Here is a 16,654-nt window from a genome sequence, read left to right on the forward strand (position 1 = left end):
AACTACAGGCACAGGTTCAAAAGCCGCCCGATCTGTACTGGGTACAAAAACTACAGTCATACCAAGATTCGGCTAGCCCGACCAACGGCAGTGCTCAAAGATAGCCTCTAACGGTCTTTGCCCTGGACGACGATCTTTTTGAATCCGGTATCAGATGATGTAATGGAGCCTGTATGAGCCTCGAGGCCCTCTACGCCCGACTTACTACCTGCCGGGCCTGCCCCCGGCTGGTGGCCTGGCGGGAACAGGTTGGGCGGGAAAAACGCGCAGCATTCCGCAACACCCAGTACTGGGCCAAACCCGTGCCGGGCTTTGGCGATCCCATGGCCCGGATTTTGATCTTTGGGCTGGCCCCTGGTGCCCACGGCTCCAACCGTACCGGGCGGCCCTTTACCGGGGATGCCTCCGGTGATTTTCTGTACCCTGCCCTCTACCGGGCTGGGCTGGCCAGCCAGCCCACCTCGAGCCACCCGGGCGATGGTCTGAGGCTCGAGGGGGTCCACATCACCGCGGCGGTGCGCTGCGCCCCACCCCAAAACAAGCCCAGCCCGCTCGAGCTGCGCACCTGCGCAAACTGGACAGCCCAGGAACTGGCCCTCCTGCCCCATATTCGGGTCTACCTGGCCCTGGGCCAGATCGCCCACCAGGCCCTGCTGGCATACCACGGCCTGCCCAAAGCCCACCACCCCTTCCGGCACGGCAGCGAGTATCGGGTGGGGGAACGGTTTCTACTCAGCTCCTACCACGTGAGCCGCCAGAACACCAACACCGGCAGGCTAACCACGGCGATGTTCGAGGCCATCCTGGAGCGGGCCAAAACACTGGCCGAGATCGGGTAAAAAAAGGCCGTCTAGCTTTCCACCTGCTTGCTGTATAGGAAGTCGTAGAGTAACGCTGCCAAACCAGCCCCCACCAATGGGCCCACCCAGTAGACCCAGTGGGCCGCCCATTCCCCACCGATGATGGCCGGGCCCAGCACCCGCGCGGGGTTCATGGCCGCACCCGAGACGGCCCCACCGGCCAGGATGTCCATGGTGACCGCCAGGCCAACCGCCAGCCCGGCAAAGCTAAAGTTGTTAAAGACCGCTGAAGCAAAAAAGACCGAGGCCAGGAAAAAGGTTAGAAAAACCTCCATCATGAGGGCCTGGATGGCGGTGTGGTTCGTGCTGGGGGCCGGGGTTCCGTCCGCCACAGCAGTTCCGCCATAGATGGCACCAATGAAGAAGGCTGCCACCAAGCCTCCCAACAACTGCGCCACCCAGTAACCCACCGCACCCACCGGGGTCATGCGCCCGGTGATCAGCATTGCAAAGGTCACAGCGGGGTTAAAGTGCCCGCCCGAGATGGTCCCCAAGGCCACCATTGAAAGGCCAATGGCCAGGCCATGGGCCAGGGCAATGGCCATCCAGTCGCCCCCCTGGGTAGCCGCAATGGCCCCGATCCCCACAAAACACAGGGCAAACACCCCTAAAAACTCTGCCACAAGGGCGCGTAAGTTCATGCTTTCCTCCCGCCCATACGTTACCCCAGCCCGCCAACTTCTCACAATTGGCCGAATTTGACAGTCAAGCAGGGCTTGTGTGCGTAGGATAAACCCGTGTGGTCGCGGCTCAAGCGTTTGTATAAAGCCTTCGTCCCAGCCCGGGCCCAGCCGGACGACGACTGGGCACTGGCCGAACTCAGCCTCGAGGAGGCCCATCTATACAAAGCCATGGATGTGCGGGATCGGGAGCACGCTGTGCGGGTGGCCAAAAGGCTGCTGGAGCGCTACCCGGACGCCCCCAGCTATGCCGTGCGGGCCGCGCTGCTGCACGACTGCGGCAAAGCCCTGCGGCCCTACCGTCCCCTGGAGCGCATCCTGACCGGGCTCATAAGCCTGGATGTGCCCATTGAGCCCTTACACAAGGGTCTGCTGGGTGCCTGGCAGATTCGCCAGCACCACCCCGAGTACGGGGCGATGCGCATCCTCGAGCCCCAGGTAGCCCAGATTGTGCGGGAACACCACCACCCGGTGAGCCTGTGGGCCCAAAGGCTGCACGAGGTAGACGAAGAGTTCTAAGGGAAAACCACGTTGCGAACGATATCAGAATGCTCGATCAATTCGGCTTTAGGCCTACTTTCAAGGGGAACCAAAATAACTTGAACACCCTCTCTGCGTGCAAATTTCATCGCAGGTATAAAGTCGCTATCTGCGGTAACGAGGATAATTCGATCTACAAGGCGTTTACTTGATAACCAGGCAACATCTAGACCAATATTCATGTCCACACGTTTTTGTGTGAACTTTGGGTGAACCTCTTCTGCTGTGAGAATAACTGGATTAGGGGGCGAAGAAGCGGCTTCACGCATCAAGCGATCAACCCCATCTTTTGTGATCTGCCATCCATCAAAAGATAGCATTCCTCTACGGAAAGCGATGTAATCCTTTTTTACCAGCTCCGCTAGCATTTGCTTTCTTGCTCGGGCCATTTTACTTTGGGCATAGTCGATTTCCTCAGCCGATATAGGATGCCTGAGCATGCCTTCGAATGGGGGGCAGTCGTAGTAGTAAAAGCGAAATAGCTCTTCATTAGCCTCGAGCGTCTTGAGGCCAAACTCGTAGACGTCAGCGGCGCTAGGATCTCGTCCCATACGCCTCTTGAGCATAGGCAAGAGAAATCCACCATCCACCAACAATGCTGTTCTTTTCATAGCTACTACAGCATACAAGCACTGACCCCAGTGCTTAGATCTTGCCATGCACCGGGGTCTCGATTGCTTGCCCGCCTACGGGCTTATCGGATTCGTGTATATAGGATAGATGTTTAGGTGCCAAATGTCAATTTGGCTAGAACCGCTCGGTCACGCTCTTCATCTGCAGGAAGTTGAGCAGGTAGTCGGGCCCCCCGGCCTTGGTGTCGGTGCCCGAGAGGTTGAAGCCGCCAAAGGGCTGCACCCCTACCAGCGCCCCGGTGATCTTGCGGTTGAAGTAGAGGTTGCCCACATGGAACTCGCGCCGGGCCCGCTCGAGACGCTCGCGCTTGCGCGAGAAGACCCCGCCGGTCAGGCCAAAGCGCGTGCCATTGGCCACCTCCAGGGCGGTGTCGAAGTCGGGGACGCGGATCACCGAGAGCACCGGGCCAAAAATCTCCTCCTGGGCAATGCGGGCGTCGGGGGATACGTTCTCGAAGACGGTGGGGGAGATAAAGTAGCCGCCCCCCTCGAGCCGCCGCCCCCCCAGCGCGAGCCTGGCCTCCTGCTGCCCGATCTCGATGTAAGAGAGCACGGTTTTCTCCTGCTGGGCGCTGGCCACCGGCCCCATGTCGGGGTTCTCCTCGGCCGGGCCCACAATCAGGCTTTCGGTACGGTCGAGCACCTGTTCCATGAGCTGGTCGTAGATCCCGTCCACCACAATCAGGCGCGAGGCCGCCGAGCACTTCTGCCCCTGGAAGCCAAAGGCGCTCTGCACCGTGGCCTGGGCCGCTGCTGCGATATCCGCGGTTTCGTCCACGATCAGGCCGTCCTTGCCGCCCAGTTCCAGGAAGACCCGCTTGATCCAGACCTGCCCGGGCGAAAGCCGGGCCGCGCTCTCGTTGATCTTGAGGCCCACCTCGAGCGAGCCCGTAAAGTTGATGAAGCGGGTGCGCGGGTGCTGCACCAGATAGGCCCCCACCTCGCCCCCCTCTCCGGGCAGGTAGTTGGCCACCCCGGCGGGCAGGCCGGCTTCCTCCAGAATCTCGAAGAGCTTGGCCGCAATCACCACGGTATCCTCGGCGGGCTTGGCCACCACGCAGTTGCCCACCGCAATGGGGGCCAGCGTCATACCGGTCAGGATGGCCAGGGGGAAGTTCCAGGGGGCGATCACCACCCCCACCCCCAGCGGGATGTAGAAGGCCTCGTTGTCCTCGCCCGGATAGGGCACCACCGGGGCCCCGTCCTTGTACTTGAGGGCCGAGAGGGCGTAGTAGCGGGTAAAGTCGATGGCCTCGGCCACATCGGCGGCGGCCTCCGTCCAGTTCTTGCCGATCTCGTAGACCAGCCAGGCCTCGAGCTCCCGCTGGCGGCGCTTCATGATCTGGGCGGCTTTCAGCAGCACCCGGCTGCGGTGCTCCTGGGGCCAGTCGCGCCAGGTTTTGAAGGCCCGCCAGGCCGCGTCCAGGGCGGCGTCGGCCTCGGCGATGCCGGCCTTGGCGCTCACCCCCACCACCTCGCTGGGGTTGGAGGGGTTGGTGGAGGTGATGGTGGCCTGGGTGTGCACCCGCTCCCCCCCGATGATGAGGGGATAGTGGCGGCCAAACTGGGCCCGCACCTCGGCCAGGGCCTTGCGCATGGCCTCGAAGGCCTCGGGGCTCTGGAAGGTTTCGATGGGTTCGGGGCGGTAGGGTTCGGCGGTCATACTCACTCCTTTCAGTTAGGTTACAACAGCGCTTGCACGATACCCGGGATGGATCAGAAGCGGAGTCCCTCAGCGTGCGTACATCGAGCCGGCCACATCTACCCCTGAATCAGGCTGCGCGCCACGAACAAAAGGTTCTCGGGGCGCTCGGCGATGCGGCGGGAGAAGTAGGGATACCAGTCGGTGCCGTAGGGCACGTAGGCCCGCACGGTATAGCCCTCGGCGGCCAGCTTTTTCTGCTCGTCGCGGCGCACCCCATAAAGCATTTGAAACTCGAAGCGATCCGGCCCAATGCCCATCTGCGCCGTCCAGCGTTTTATCTCCTGGATGATCCGGGGGTCGTGGCTGGCAATGGCCGTGTAGAGACCGCTTTCCAGGGCTTTCTTGCACAGCAGCACAAACTGGGCGTCCACCAGGCGCTTATCCTGGAAGGCCACCTCGGGGGGTTCTTTGTAGGCACCCTTCACGATGCGCACCGGCGCTTTGAGAGGTATCAGGGCCTGCAGGTCTTGTTCGGTGCGCTTTAGGTAGCTCTGCAGCACCACCCCCACGTTTTCGAAACCCGCCTCGCGCAACCGCCGGTACATCCGCAGCGTTGCGTCTACACGGGGGCTGTCCTCCATGTCCATGCGCACGAAGCAGCCCACCTGCCGGGCCTCGCCGAGAATCTCCTCCATCAAGGAAAAAGCTAGGTCTTCGGAGATATCCAGACCTAGCTGGGTGAGCTTGAGGGCCACATAGCGGGGGTAAGGTCGTTCGCCCAGCGCCTGCACCAGCCGGATAATCTCGCGCTGGAACTGCCGGGCCTGGGCTTCGGAGGTGACCATCTCGCCCAGCAAGTCCAGGATGGCGTGAATCCGGTCGCGCTCGAGGGCCTCCACTGCCTGCAAGGCCTCCTCGAGGGTATCCCCGGCGATGAAGCGGCGGGCAAAGTTGCGGCCACGGGTGAGCACCAGTTGCTTGATGCTGGGATTCTGGGCAACGGCCAGCACAAACGAGCGGTAGCTTTGGTTGAAATCCATAGGGGCTCCTCTACTGCCAGGCCTGGGCCTGGAGGCTCTGCATCACCAGGTCGCGAAAGTGGCGCACATGGGCCCGGGCGGCCTCGGCGGCCTCGGCTGGGTTGCGGGCCTTGAGCGCCGACAAAATGGCCTGGTGCTGCTGGCGGGTTTTGGGGTGCTGGGAAAGGGTTTGCTGAAACGAACGGACGAGGGTGAGGCTCGAGCGCAGGTCGGCGTAGATGCGGGCCAGGGTTTTGTTGTGGGCCGCTTCGATCAGGGCGGTGTGAAAGTCGAAGTCCACCTGCATCTGCTGGGCATAGGCTTCCTTGGGCAGGGCATCGAGCGCCTGAAGCAGCCGCTCCAGCCGGTTCAGTTCCTCCTCGGTGGCGTTTTGTGCCGCCAGGGCCGCCGCCTCGCCCTCGAGCAGGGCCCGCACATCGTAAACCTCGCGCACCTCCTCCGCCGAGAGCACCCGCACCCGCGCCCCCTTCCCCGGCAGCAGCTCCACCAGCCCTTCCTGGGCCAGGCGCTGCAAGGCTTCGCGCACCGGGGTGCGGCTCACGCCCAGTTCCTGTGCCAGCCCCGGCTCGGAGATGCGCGCCCCCGGCAGCAAGGCCCCCATCAGGATGGCCCCCCGCAGGTGGGCATAGGCCGCCTCCCGCACCGAGTGAGGTCGCTGAAACTGGGCCATAAAGTGTATACAGTATACATTCCCTGTTTCGCCGGGTCAAATCAAAAGGGCGGCCTGCGGGCCGCCCAGAGAGTTTGTGCAGGTCTACGGCAAAAGCTTGCGCAGCTCCTCGACCTTGTCGGTGTTCTCCCAGGGGAAGCCCTCGCGGCCAAAGTGCCCGTAGGCCGAGGTGGGGGTGTAGATGGGGCGCTGCAGGTTCAGGTTCTCGATGATGGCCCGGGGACGGGCATCGAAAACCTTCTGGGCCGCCTCGGTGATTTTCTCGTCGGGCACAATCCCGGTGCCAAAGGTCTCGACCCGCATCCCCACCGGGCGGGCCTTGCCGATGGCGTAGGCCAGCTCGATCAGGGCGCGCTTGGCCAGCCCCGCTGCCACGATGTTCTTGGCAATGTAGCGGGCGTAATAGGCCGCCGAGCGGTCTACTTTGGTGGGGTCTTTACCGCTGAAGGCCCCGCCCCCGTGGGGAACCGCACCGCCATAGGTATCCACGATAATTTTGCGTCCGGTCAGGCCGGTGTCGCCGTGGGGCCCCCCAATCACAAACTTGCCCGAAGGGTTGACCAGGTAGAGGGTCTCTTTGCTCAGGTACTCTTCGGGAATGGCCTTTTCGATCACCTTGGTGCGGATGTCGTGGTGGATCTGGTCGGCCTCCACCTCCTCAGAGTGCTGGGCGGAGACCAGGGCCGTACCCACGTAGAGGGGCTTCTGCCCCTCGTAGACCACCGTCACCTGGGCCTTGCCATCGGGGCGCAGATAGGGGATCTCCCCGGTTTTGCGGGCTTCGGCCAGGCGGCGGGTCAGGCGGTGGGCCAGCGAGATGGGCAGCGGCATCAGCTCGGGGGTCTCATCGGTGGCGTAGCCGAACATCAGCCCCTGGTCGCCCGCGCCCACCCGGTCAAACTCATCGCGGGATCCCAGCACCCGCCACTCCCAGGACTCGTTGACCCCGCCTGCAATGTCCGGCGACTGCTCGTCTATAGCGGTGAGCACGGCGCAGGTATCGCCGTCGAAGCCGTATTTGGCCCGGGTATAGCCCACCTCGAGCACGGTCTGGCGCACCAGGCGGGGAATGTCCACGTAGCTATCGGTGGTGATCTCGCCCGCCACCATCACCAGGCCCGTGGTCACCAGGGTTTCGCAGGCCACCCGGGCTTTGGGATCCTGGGCCAGAATCGCGTCCAGCACCGCATCTGAGATGCGGTCGGCCAGTTTGTCGGGGTGCCCCTCCGTCACCGATTCCGAAGTTACCAGTCGTCGCAACTTAGTCCTCCTTATAGCAGCGGCCAGGCCGCGTCAACCGAAAGAGTATAGCACCCCATCCTTCCGTTCGACCAAAAAGCCCGCCCCCCTGTCTTATAGAGGGTCAGGCCGAACCCACCCGGCTGGCAATCAGCTCGACAAAAGCCTCCACGATGGCTGCATCGAGGGTCTGCCCAGCCTGCCGCTGTAGCTCGCCCAGCGCGTCCTCACAGCGCCAGGCGGCTTTATAGGGCCGCGGGTGAATCAGGGCATCGTAAACGTCCACCACAGCAAACAGGCGGGCCTCGAGGGGAATCTCCTCGCGGGTCAGACCAAAGGGATAGCCGGAGCCATCCACGCGTTCATGGTGGTAACGAACGATATTCCGGGCTGTCTGCGACAAGAAGCCCAGGTTTTCTAGCATGCCAAAACCAATATCGCAGTGGCTTTGCATAATGCGCCACTCGGCGTCAGTGAGGGTTCCAGGCTTGAGCAGAATTGAGTCTGGGATCGCCAGCTTGCCCAGGTCGTGCAGGTAGGCCCCCATGCGCAGCCCCTCGAGGTCGGGAAAGCCCAGACGCTGCCCCAGGGCCACGGTCAGGGCCACCACCCGGTCGGTGTGACCTTTGGTCTCGAGGTCACGCAGCTCCAGGCCCAGGCCCAGGGCCCGCAAGGCGTCCTCACGGGTACGGGTAATCTCCTCGAGGTGGGCCGCCCGTTCCAGCGCCCGCTCAAGCCGCCGGGCCACCGCCTCCAAAAGCGCCAGGTGCTCCTCAAAGATGTGGGCCTTGTGGTCAAAGCTGGCCAGGGTAAGGGCCCCATACGGCTCACCCCGTAAAAACAAAGGAGCGGTTAGCAGGGTTCTTAACTTATAAACCTTCAGCTCCGGCCAAGCCCCTTCCCAGTCCTGGTAGTCCTCGATGCGCTGCACCTTGCCGCTGGCCAGGGCCTTACCCATAAACCCCTGGCCCAGGGTGACGGGTAGGTTGGAAAAATGCTGTAAGCGCCCCTCTCCAGCCCGCTCATGCCCCAGAACCAGCCGCATCCAACCGCTGCCCCGGCTCGCATCCTGCAGTTCCAGGCGAAAAAAGCCACCGGCAGAAAGCCCCGTAAGGTCGATCAGCGTCTCCAGGGCCCGCTGGGCCATACGGGGGGGTTCGTCCAGGGTCTCGAGGTCGGAGGACATCTGCACCAGCCTGCGGTAGCGCTCGGCCTCCCGGTTGGCGCGCTCGAGGGCCTGCAAGCGCGAAAGCAACACCCCAGCCACCTTAGCCAGCGCTTCCAGCGCATAGCGATCCTGGGGGTGTATCTGCCCGCCCGCCCCGGCCGTATCCACCGAGAGCACACCCACCATCCGGCCTTCAGGGTCGCCCAGGGGCACCCCCAGGTAGGCCGCGGGAACCCGCCGGCCCGAAGCATACACAGCGTTGGGATCACCAGAGGCATCCGGTAAATACAGGGGGCTGCGCTGCTCCATCACCCGCCAGGCCAGCCCTTTATTCCGCTTGATTCGGATACCTGCCGCCTTTTCAGCCGCATAGCCCGCCGCTGCCACCACCTCGAGCACATCTGCTTTAGGCCGGTACAACGTGACCAGACTGGTGGAAGCCCCGGTCTGCTCCAGGGCTTCCCGCACGATAAGCTGTAGCAGTTCTTCGGTGGTTTGCGCGGCCGTTAGGCGTTGGCTGGCCCGGGTCAGGCTTTGCAACCGAGCCAGCTCGCGCTGCTGGGCCGCCTGTGCCTGCAAGCGGGCCAGCACCTGACCGGCCCCACGGCCGAAGGCCTCGAGCACCGGCACATCCTCCGCTTCGAAGGGGGTCTCCGAGTAGGCCACCACCACCCCGAAGCCCTCCCCCTGGGCATCCTGGAGAGGAATGGAAGCCGCGTACTCCTGAGGCCTGGCCGGTACCGCGAATTTTGGGCCGGTGTCTTCGAGGCGCACCATCTGCACCCGGCGCTCCTCGAGGGCCGCCCAGGAGATCCCCTGGCCTTTGGGAAGCGAGAAGCCCAGCGCCTCCCTCCAGTTGATGGCGGCCTCCACCCTTAACTCGCTGCCCTCCCGACGCAGCGCCACTGCCCGCTCCGCTCCCAGGATTTCCATTACCAGGCGGGGCAGCGCCTGCCAGAGCAGGTTCGCCTCATGAAAAGTAGACAGCACCTCCAGCACCCGGGCCAGGCGCTCTTCGCGCTCGAGGCGGGCCTGGGTATTCTGACGCTCCTTGAGGGTTTGCAAAACGACGCCCAGGCTAAGAGCCAGCTCCCGGGCCAGCGATACAGCCTCCGGCGGAAAGGGGGTGGCCTCACAGCGATCCAGGTTGATCCAGGCCTCTACCCGGTTTTGCAGTGGGACGGGAATCTTGAGCAACCAGCACATGCCCTGCAGGCTCTGGCGATCCCGCGGCAGCAAGCCGCTCCGCTCGGCCTGAATCCGGACGGCTCGGGGCCAGCCCGATAAGGCCTCCTCAAGGCTGCCCCCATACCAGCGAAGCTCATCTTGCAAGCTCAGGGTATACCCGGGCAGGGGCATATTGTGGCCTCGCATTGCCACAAAGCGGTAGGCGTTTTCCTGGCGCAGCAAAACCGAACCGGCCTGGGCCCCCGGAATCAAGCGCATGGCCCCCTCGAGAGCGGCCTTGAGCAAATCTTCCAGGGTGGGGCATCCAACCAGCTCACGCAGTAGGGCCAGCATGCCCTGATAAGAAGCGCCCATCTTTACACCAGCCTAGGGCTATATCCAACTTACACCAGTTTACACATCACAAGCCTGTTAACTCCGGCTTTGGTGCGGCAGACGGGCATGTTTTTCTCAGCGCTGCAAATTCGGCACCCCGTCCAGGCGGTACTGCCACTCGGCTTCAAAGCTGCGCCCCCAGGGGAATTGCAAACCCTCCGGCCGAAGCTGCCCCAGCCCCAGGCGCGGCATGGGTTCGGTTTGTAGGCGTTCGAAAACATAGCGGGCGGCCTCTTCGGTGAGGGGTTCGGGAAACCGGGCGCGCACCCACGGGCGGCCAATCTCCCCCCAAAGGTACTCGAGGTAGGCCTGGGCCAGCACCCGGGCGCGCCGCTCCTCGCACCAGGCCGCCGGATTGCCCGCCCTCTGACACAGGGGTGCAGCAAACAACCCCCCCTGGGCCAGGGCCGCACCCAGGTTATTGCCGGGGGTGCCCCAAGATGCGTAGGCGGCCAGGTCGCGGTAGATATCCAGGGCTAGCAGGTAACGAACCAGCGAGGCCTCACCCCGGTTGACCCGGGCGATATCAGCCAGCGCAACCGGCGCTTCACGCAAGCCCTGCAACACCGTCAAAACACCCCGCCGGGGGTCGCCGCCGGTGTACACCACCAGCACCAGATCGGGCCGGCTTTCCACAGCAACCGCCCCTGCCGAAAGCAGCAGCCGCGAAACGGATTCTTGCAAGGGAATCCCCTCGTAGCGGGTGATCTGCTGAGCCGCCTGGGGCTGGTCGTAGAGCACCCGCACCCGCACCCCTGGATTCAAGGCCCGCAGCAACAACACCTGCCCCGCCTCGTCGGCCCCGGGCCGCGTGGGAATGGGTAGGGTGGCGGCCTCGGCCACCGCTGGTGAGCCCGGCAAAGCATCGTCCCAGGGTGCTTCGAGGTACGCAAAACCATCCCCCAAACTGCGCAGCAGTTCCAGGTTTCGCGTCCGGTGGGTGGCATCGGGGTGACGCGGAATCACCCCAAAAGCCAGCACCTGCCCTCCCGTACGGGCCTGCCAGCGGTACAGTACCTCGAGGCGGCCCCGGGCCTCTTCCAGCGGGAGAGCAGAACTGCGGCTCTGCACCAGCCCGCCATACACCAGGGCATCCAGGCTGGCCACCAGGGTACGGCCGGTCTGTTCTTGCAACCAGCCCCAGAGCGCCTCTAGGTTGGCCCCTTGGCGCCCTTGGTAGAGGGCTCGAGGGGGGCAGCGCACCACCTGCCAGGTGCAGGGCAGCCAGTTGGGGGGTCGGTCGTCAAGGGGCAGATAAAGGGTTCCACTCGGAAAAGCCCATCCATGCGACACAAGGACAAAAGCAAGCAGCAACGCCCAGCGCACCAGGCCATGGTACGGCAGGTTGGTGAGGAAAATTGCAGGGTCGAGCCGCCGCCCCTGTCAACACGCTGGAGATGGTCGGCCGCATAAAGGGCGGGCTGGGGTGGATCGCCTCCCCCACCCCAGCGCCCCAACCTTGAATCTAGGTACTAGACCCCCACCCGCAGAAAGCGATCGGTGTAGAAGGGGCCCTCCCAGCGCTGGCTGCGGGGTTCATTGAGGATGGTGATGCGGTTTTCCAGGCGCGGCTCCCAGGAAGGCTGGGTGCGCAGGTACTCGATGAGCACCTCGGCATCGCTAAAGCCGGTGTCCACCCGCAAGCCTTTGGCATCCCGCAAAACCGTAAATCCGTCGCCCCCACCGGCGATAAAGTTGTTGGTGACAACCCGGTAGGTGGCATTGGGGTCGAGTGGCTGGAAGCCCGTAGGGGTCTGCACCTGAACCTGGGTTACCCGGCTGCCTGCCGGACGCGAGAGATCGAAGGTGTAGCGAAGGCCGGCCACCCCCGACAAGAAGCGGCCTGCGATCTGCTCCCACTGGGAAGCGCCGTTTTCTAGCGCGGCCAGAACTTCGCTGCCCCTGAGCTCGAGCACCACCAGGGTGTTGCCGAAGGGCAGCACCTCGTTGACCTGCCCCACCGTAATGTTCCCCGCTGGAATGGTCGCCCGGATGCCCCCACCGTTCTGCAGCGCGATGGTAGTGCCCGCCTGGCGGGTTTTCCAGAGCATGGCATCGGCAATCAGGTTGGCCAGGTTGGTCTCGCGGCGGCGCACATCGTTGCGCTCACCGTTGAGCGTAACAGCCGCCCTGGAAATCACCTGGGCCCGCAAGGCTGCGATGGGCAGCCCGTAAGCCGAAATGGCGTCGAGGGCGAAGCGATCCTCAGGGAGGTCGGTGGTTAGGGGAATCACCTGGCCTTGGTGAGCCACCAGCTCACCCCGCTCATCGAAGGTGACCTGTAGGCGACCCACCACCTTGGCCCACTCCCAGGCCTGCACGATCAGTACGTCTTTGTTTTCGGGGTTTTTCACGATGGTGGGGTAGGGCCCCCCAGGGCGCAGCTCCGGGAAGGGGGTCTGCCCCAGCAGGGTGTGGCTGTGACCCCCCACAATTACCTGAACGCCCGTCACCCGGCGGGCCAGTTCTTGGTCTTGCAGGTAGCCCAGGTGCGAAAGCACCACAATGTATTTCACGCCCTTAGCCAACAGTTCCACCACGGCCTGCTGGGTGGCCGCAACAGGATCGGTAAAGCGGACATTGGGGCCAGGGCTGGACATGATGGGGGTATCGGGGGTGGTCAGGCCGATAATCCCCACCCGCTGCCCGCCCACGCTCACCACCGCGTAGGGCTTGATCCGCCCGGCCAGCTTGGGCTCCCGCGAGACATCGGTGTTGGCCGAGACCACCGGGAAGCGCACCCCGTTCAAAAAGTTGGCCAGTCCATCCGGCCCCAGGTTGTACTCGTGGTTGCCAGGGGCCAGGGCCCGGATACCCATGCGGTGTAAGAAGTGCCGGTCGGCCAGCCCCTGGTACTGGTTGAAGTAGAGGGTCCCCTGGAACACATCGCCCGCGTGCAAAAACAGAGGGTTGGTCGCGGTCGCACGTAGGCGGTCAAACAGCGAGATCACCCGGGCAAAACCCCCCAGGCGCTGGTCTCGCCGCCCCCCCAGGGTAAGGCCGCCAGTGGGCTCGAGGTGGGCGTGGGTATCGTTGATGTGAACGATGGTCATGGTGAAGCTGCCACCCTGGGCCCGGGTCAACCCGGCCAGTGCCGCTCCACCCAGCAAACCCGCTTTGAGTACTTCTCTACGACGCATGCTTCCTCCTCTTGTATCGCCAGGTCATTCTATACCTGCTTCAGGTCAAAACCGAGTCAGCCTCTGGCATATCTAAAATACCAGCCCCTGGCCTCAGGGTATAAAGGGGCTTAATCCCAGCTTCAAGCAGCCCTCAGACAGACCACATCCCCAGGGCTTAGGCTGCCATATAAACCTAGACGGCTCGAGGAAACCTATATGCGCTATTTACTGGCTTGCTCAATGGTGGCCCTGGCTGCTTGCCAGGACGCTCCCACAGGCGAACCTTCCCTTTATCTCAGCCTGCTCGTCCCCTCCGGCCTCGATCAGCCCCTCTATCTGACCCATGCCGGCGACGGCAGTGGAAACCTGTACGTGGTAGAAAAAGCCGGGCGCATTCGGCTCATCGAAAATGGGGCCCTGCGTGCCCAAGCCTTCCTCGACATCACCGCAAAAACCGCCAAAGGCGGCGAACAGGGCTTGCTGGGCCTGGCTTTTCACCCCAACTACCGCAACAACGGCTTCTTCTACGTCAACTACACCAACACCGCTGGCGATACCATCATTGCCCGCTACACAGCCAACCGCAGCAGCAAGGTGGCCGACCCCGGTTCCGAGCAGATCGTCCTCAGCGTAGACCAGCCCTACGATAACCACAACGCCGGCTGGCTGGGTTTTGGCCCCGACGGCATGCTCTACATTCCCCTGGGGGATGGGGGCTCAGGTGGTGACCCGCAAAACCACGCCCAGCGCCTCGAGCCCCAGAGCGGGAATCGGCACCTGCTGGGCAAAGTCTTGCGCATCGACATCAATGGCAGCGAGCAGGGGCGCAACTATCGCATCCCCCCCGATAACCCCCGCCTGGGCGGACGGGTTTCGGAAATCTGGGCCTACGGCCTGCGCAACCCTTGGCGGGCCAGCTTCGATAGACAGACCGGCGATCTCTGGATCGGCGATGTGGGCCAGAACAGCCAGGAAGAAGTCAACCGGGGCCTAGGCGGTGGCAAAGGGCTTAACTACGGCTGGAAAATCATGGAAGGCACCGACTGCTACGACAACAGCATCGCCCCCGGCTGCCACAGCAGTGACCTAACCCCACCCGTACATACCTACGGACGCAACGACGGTTACTCCGTGATAGGGGGCTACGTCTACCGAGGCCGGCGCTTTCCCCGGATGCAGGGCCGCTATTTCTTCACCGACTTTGGCTCGGGCCACCTCTGGAGCCTGCGCCAGGTCAATGGGGCCTGGGAGCGCAAAACCGAGCTGGCCTCGGCTGGAAGCGCCCTGGCCTCCTTCGGCGAGGATGAGCAGGGTGAACTGTATGTCATAAGCCTAACCGCAGGGCAGGTCTGGCGACTGGAAGATCGACCCTAAAACAGACCCTGCACCCAACCCGGCGGGTCAACTTGTAGCCTGCACACACCGACCTCAGAAAAAGCTTGGCTACACTGCCTTCATGCGACAGATCGTTTGCTTTACCCTGTTGTGGTTCGGCCTGGCTTCTGCGCAATCTATTAACCTGGTTCCAATCGCCAGCAACCTCAGCCGCCCGCTGTTCCTCACCTATTCCCCGGACGATACCGGACGGCTTTTTATCCTCGAGCAGGGCGGCACCATCCGCATCTGGCAGAACGGGCGGCTGCTCGCAGAGCCATTCCTGGATATAAGCAACCTGGTCTCTTGCTGCGGTGAACGGGGTCTCTTGGGACTGGCCTTCCATCCCAACTTCCGCCAGAACAATTTGTTCTTTATCAACTACACCAACCGCAGCGGCGATACCGTAGTTGCCCGCTACCGCGCGAACGGCAACCGCGCCGAGACAAGCTCCGCCCAGATCCTGCTCACCATCGAGCAGCCCTATGCCAACCACAACGGCGGCATGATCGCTTTTGGCCCGGACGGCATGCTGTACATCGGCATGGGCGACGGGGGCTCGGCCGGCGACCCCCTCAACGCCGGCCAGCGGCTCGACACCTTGCTGGGCAAGATCCTGCGCATAGATGTGAACCGTAGCGAGGGCAACCGGGCCTATGCCATCCCCGCTGACAACCCCGTTCTGGCCGGGCGCCGCAGCGAGATCTGGTCGTATGGTTGGCGCAACCCCTGGCGCTTCAGCTTCGATCGTCAGACCGGCGATCTGTGGGTCGCAGATGTCGGGCAGAACGCTGTGGAGGAGGTACACTTTCAACCGGCCAGCAGCAAAGGCGGCGAGAACTACGGCTGGCGCATTATGGAAGGGGATCGGTGTTTCAATCCCCCGCAAAACTGCAACCGCAACGGTCTGGTAATGCCCGTGTTGACCTACACCCACGAGCAGGGCCGCTCCATCACCGGGGGCTACCGCTACCGGGGCAACGCCATGCCGGCCTTCCGTGGGGCTTACTTTTATGCCGACTATGTGAGCGGTCGCATCTGGGCGGCCACCCCCCAGGGCAGCGGCTGGCAGAGCCGGGAGGTGCTTAAGACCGATCTAAACATCAGTTCTTTTGGCGAAGACGCCGAGGGCGAGCTATATGTGGTAGATCACCGCGGTACTGTCTACCGTATGACCCAACGCTAAAAAGCCTCCCGCAGGGGAGGCCGGTTGGTTTCACCCAGGCTCAGGGCAGGTAGTTGCCAGGTGTGCCCAGGGTCTCGGGTTTTTCTGTCCACTCACCTGCAATGCCCAGCTTCCAGGCACCCGCAGCCCCACTGGGGTTGGCGTAGCCCCCGTAGATCCCCAGCCGCAGCCCACGCAAAACGGTGTAGTACAGCGAAGCGGTCACATCGTAGCCCAGGCCAAGGCCAAAGGGATAGCGTAGCCCCCCCTCCAGGTAGGCATTGAGGTCGCGCGTGAGTTCCAGCTTCAAACCGGCATAGGCGTTGGCCGCAGCATTGAGCGAAAGCGACGGCACAACCACCAAAGCGACGTCCAGGCCCGCCCCCCCATACAGCGCCGCCGCATTGGCGATGCGCTGGGTAATGAAAATTTCTGCACCCGCATCAAAGTCGAAGCTAAACGGGCCAGGCAGAAGAACCTGGTTGGAACCCAGGCGAACGGCCCCTTCCACATAGCCGCTACTGGACTCGTTCAGCTTGGCAACCCCCACCAGCCCGGCCCGGCTGGCCAACACAAACTGACCGGCGAAAAAACCCGGGCGCAGGCTGGCTCCCGCCACGATGTTATCCGACAGGTTGAAGCTGTAGTTAAGCGCGGTACCCCGGTAGCTACGGTAAGGGGTTGTAAACTGCCCACCCACCAGGCCAACCTCGGGCAAAAACTGTAGGTTGCCCGTAATGGAAAAGCCATCGGCTAAAGCCGCTCCCCCTATACCCAACGAAGCCATTGCTGCCAGCACGATTTTTTTCATGATGCCTCCTGATGGCAAGAACGCCACAAACGGCCCAATGATAGGGGCTCCACACGCCCTATGCCTGAGAGGGATTACAAATTTTCTTAATCGAATCAGTGCCCGTCCTATTCGCACATAGAAGGCCCGTCGCCAGCCCCGATCC

General features: G+C 63.1%; 14 protein-coding genes. 4 read left to right on the top strand and 10 right to left on the bottom strand.

What is annotated here, in order from left to right; genetic code table 11:
* Positions 1 to 173: 173 nt before the first annotated feature.
* Positions 174 to 839, top strand: coding sequence for a uracil-DNA glycosylase (locus MTAI_RS11375; RefSeq protein ID WP_027886441.1), 666 nt, complete (start codon positions 174 to 176; stop codon positions 837 to 839).
* 11 nt (positions 840 to 850) lie between these two features.
* Here MTAI_RS11375 and MTAI_RS11380 read toward each other — a convergent pair whose 3' ends face one another.
* Positions 851 to 1,501, bottom strand: coding sequence for an MIP/aquaporin family protein (locus MTAI_RS11380; RefSeq protein WP_027886442.1), 651 nt, complete (start codon positions 1,499 to 1,501; stop codon positions 851 to 853).
* A gap of 96 nt (positions 1,502 to 1,597) precedes the next feature.
* Here MTAI_RS11380 and MTAI_RS11385 point away from each other — a divergent pair, with 96 nt between their 5' ends.
* Entirely contained in the window at positions 1,598 to 2,059 is a 462-nt protein-coding gene (locus tag MTAI_RS11385; protein ID WP_027886443.1) for an HD domain-containing protein, read from the top strand.
* Here the strand turns inward: MTAI_RS11385 and MTAI_RS11390 are convergent.
* The 8 genes from MTAI_RS11390 to MTAI_RS11425 all read right to left on the bottom strand — a co-directional run bounded on the left by MTAI_RS11390 (position 2,056) and on the right by MTAI_RS11425 (position 13,177).
* The gene (locus MTAI_RS11390) at positions 2,056 to 2,691 is read right to left on the bottom strand and encodes an NYN domain-containing protein (RefSeq protein WP_051349774.1); all 636 of its coding nucleotides are present in this window, start codon (positions 2,689 to 2,691) and stop codon (positions 2,056 to 2,058) included. The genes MTAI_RS11385 and MTAI_RS11390 overlap by 4 nt on opposite strands.
* 136 nt (positions 2,692 to 2,827) lie before the next feature.
* The gene (gene pruA, locus MTAI_RS11395) at positions 2,828 to 4,375 is read right to left on the bottom strand and encodes an L-glutamate gamma-semialdehyde dehydrogenase (RefSeq protein ID WP_027886444.1); all 1,548 of its coding nucleotides are present in this window, start codon (positions 4,373 to 4,375) and stop codon (positions 2,828 to 2,830) included.
* A gap of 98 nt (positions 4,376 to 4,473) precedes the next feature.
* Complete coding sequence (locus tag MTAI_RS11400; protein WP_027886445.1) at positions 4,474 to 5,397, bottom strand: proline dehydrogenase; 924 nt, start codon at positions 5,395 to 5,397, stop codon at positions 4,474 to 4,476.
* Between the two features lie 10 nt (positions 5,398 to 5,407).
* Positions 5,408 to 6,067 (bottom strand): GntR family transcriptional regulator, encoded by a 660-nt coding sequence (locus MTAI_RS11405; protein WP_027886446.1) that lies wholly within the window; start codon positions 6,065 to 6,067, stop codon positions 5,408 to 5,410.
* Positions 6,068 to 6,151: 84 nt separating this feature from the next.
* The gene (metK, locus tag MTAI_RS11410) at positions 6,152 to 7,327 is read right to left on the bottom strand and encodes a methionine adenosyltransferase (protein WP_027886447.1); all 1,176 of its coding nucleotides are present in this window, start codon (positions 7,325 to 7,327) and stop codon (positions 6,152 to 6,154) included.
* A gap of 103 nt (positions 7,328 to 7,430) precedes the next feature.
* Positions 7,431 to 10,016 carry a GAF domain-containing protein gene (locus MTAI_RS11415; protein ID WP_027886448.1) on the bottom strand — a complete coding sequence of 862 codons (2,586 nt, stop codon included), beginning with the start codon at positions 10,014 to 10,016 and terminating at the stop codon, positions 7,431 to 7,433.
* Positions 10,017 to 10,112: 96 nt separating this feature from the next.
* Positions 10,113 to 11,363 (bottom strand): DUF4127 family protein, encoded by a 1,251-nt coding sequence (locus MTAI_RS11420; RefSeq protein ID WP_027886449.1) that lies wholly within the window; start codon positions 11,361 to 11,363, stop codon positions 10,113 to 10,115.
* Between the two features lie 146 nt (positions 11,364 to 11,509).
* Positions 11,510 to 13,177, bottom strand: coding sequence for a bifunctional metallophosphatase/5'-nucleotidase (locus tag MTAI_RS11425; RefSeq protein WP_027886450.1), 1,668 nt, complete (start codon positions 13,175 to 13,177; stop codon positions 11,510 to 11,512).
* A gap of 198 nt (positions 13,178 to 13,375) precedes the next feature.
* Between MTAI_RS11425 and MTAI_RS11430 the strand changes: the two genes are divergently transcribed.
* Both MTAI_RS11430 and MTAI_RS11435 read left to right on the top strand, forming a co-directional pair.
* Positions 13,376 to 14,533 carry a PQQ-dependent sugar dehydrogenase gene (locus tag MTAI_RS11430; RefSeq protein WP_036196733.1) on the top strand — a complete coding sequence of 386 codons (1,158 nt, stop codon included), beginning with the start codon at positions 13,376 to 13,378 and terminating at the stop codon, positions 14,531 to 14,533.
* A gap of 82 nt (positions 14,534 to 14,615) precedes the next feature.
* The gene (locus MTAI_RS11435; RefSeq protein WP_027886452.1) at positions 14,616 to 15,719 is read left to right on the top strand and encodes a PQQ-dependent sugar dehydrogenase; all 1,104 of its coding nucleotides are present in this window, start codon (positions 14,616 to 14,618) and stop codon (positions 15,717 to 15,719) included.
* Between the two features lie 40 nt (positions 15,720 to 15,759).
* Here MTAI_RS11435 and MTAI_RS11440 read toward each other — a convergent pair whose 3' ends face one another.
* Entirely contained in the window at positions 15,760 to 16,509 is a 750-nt protein-coding gene (locus MTAI_RS11440; protein ID WP_036196734.1) for a hypothetical protein, read from the bottom strand.
* Positions 16,510 to 16,654 lie beyond the last annotated feature (145 nt).

The sequence above is a fragment of the Meiothermus taiwanensis WR-220 genome, assembly GCF_003568585.1.
GTDB classification, from domain to species: Bacteria; Deinococcota; Deinococci; order Deinococcales; family Thermaceae; genus Meiothermus; species Meiothermus taiwanensis.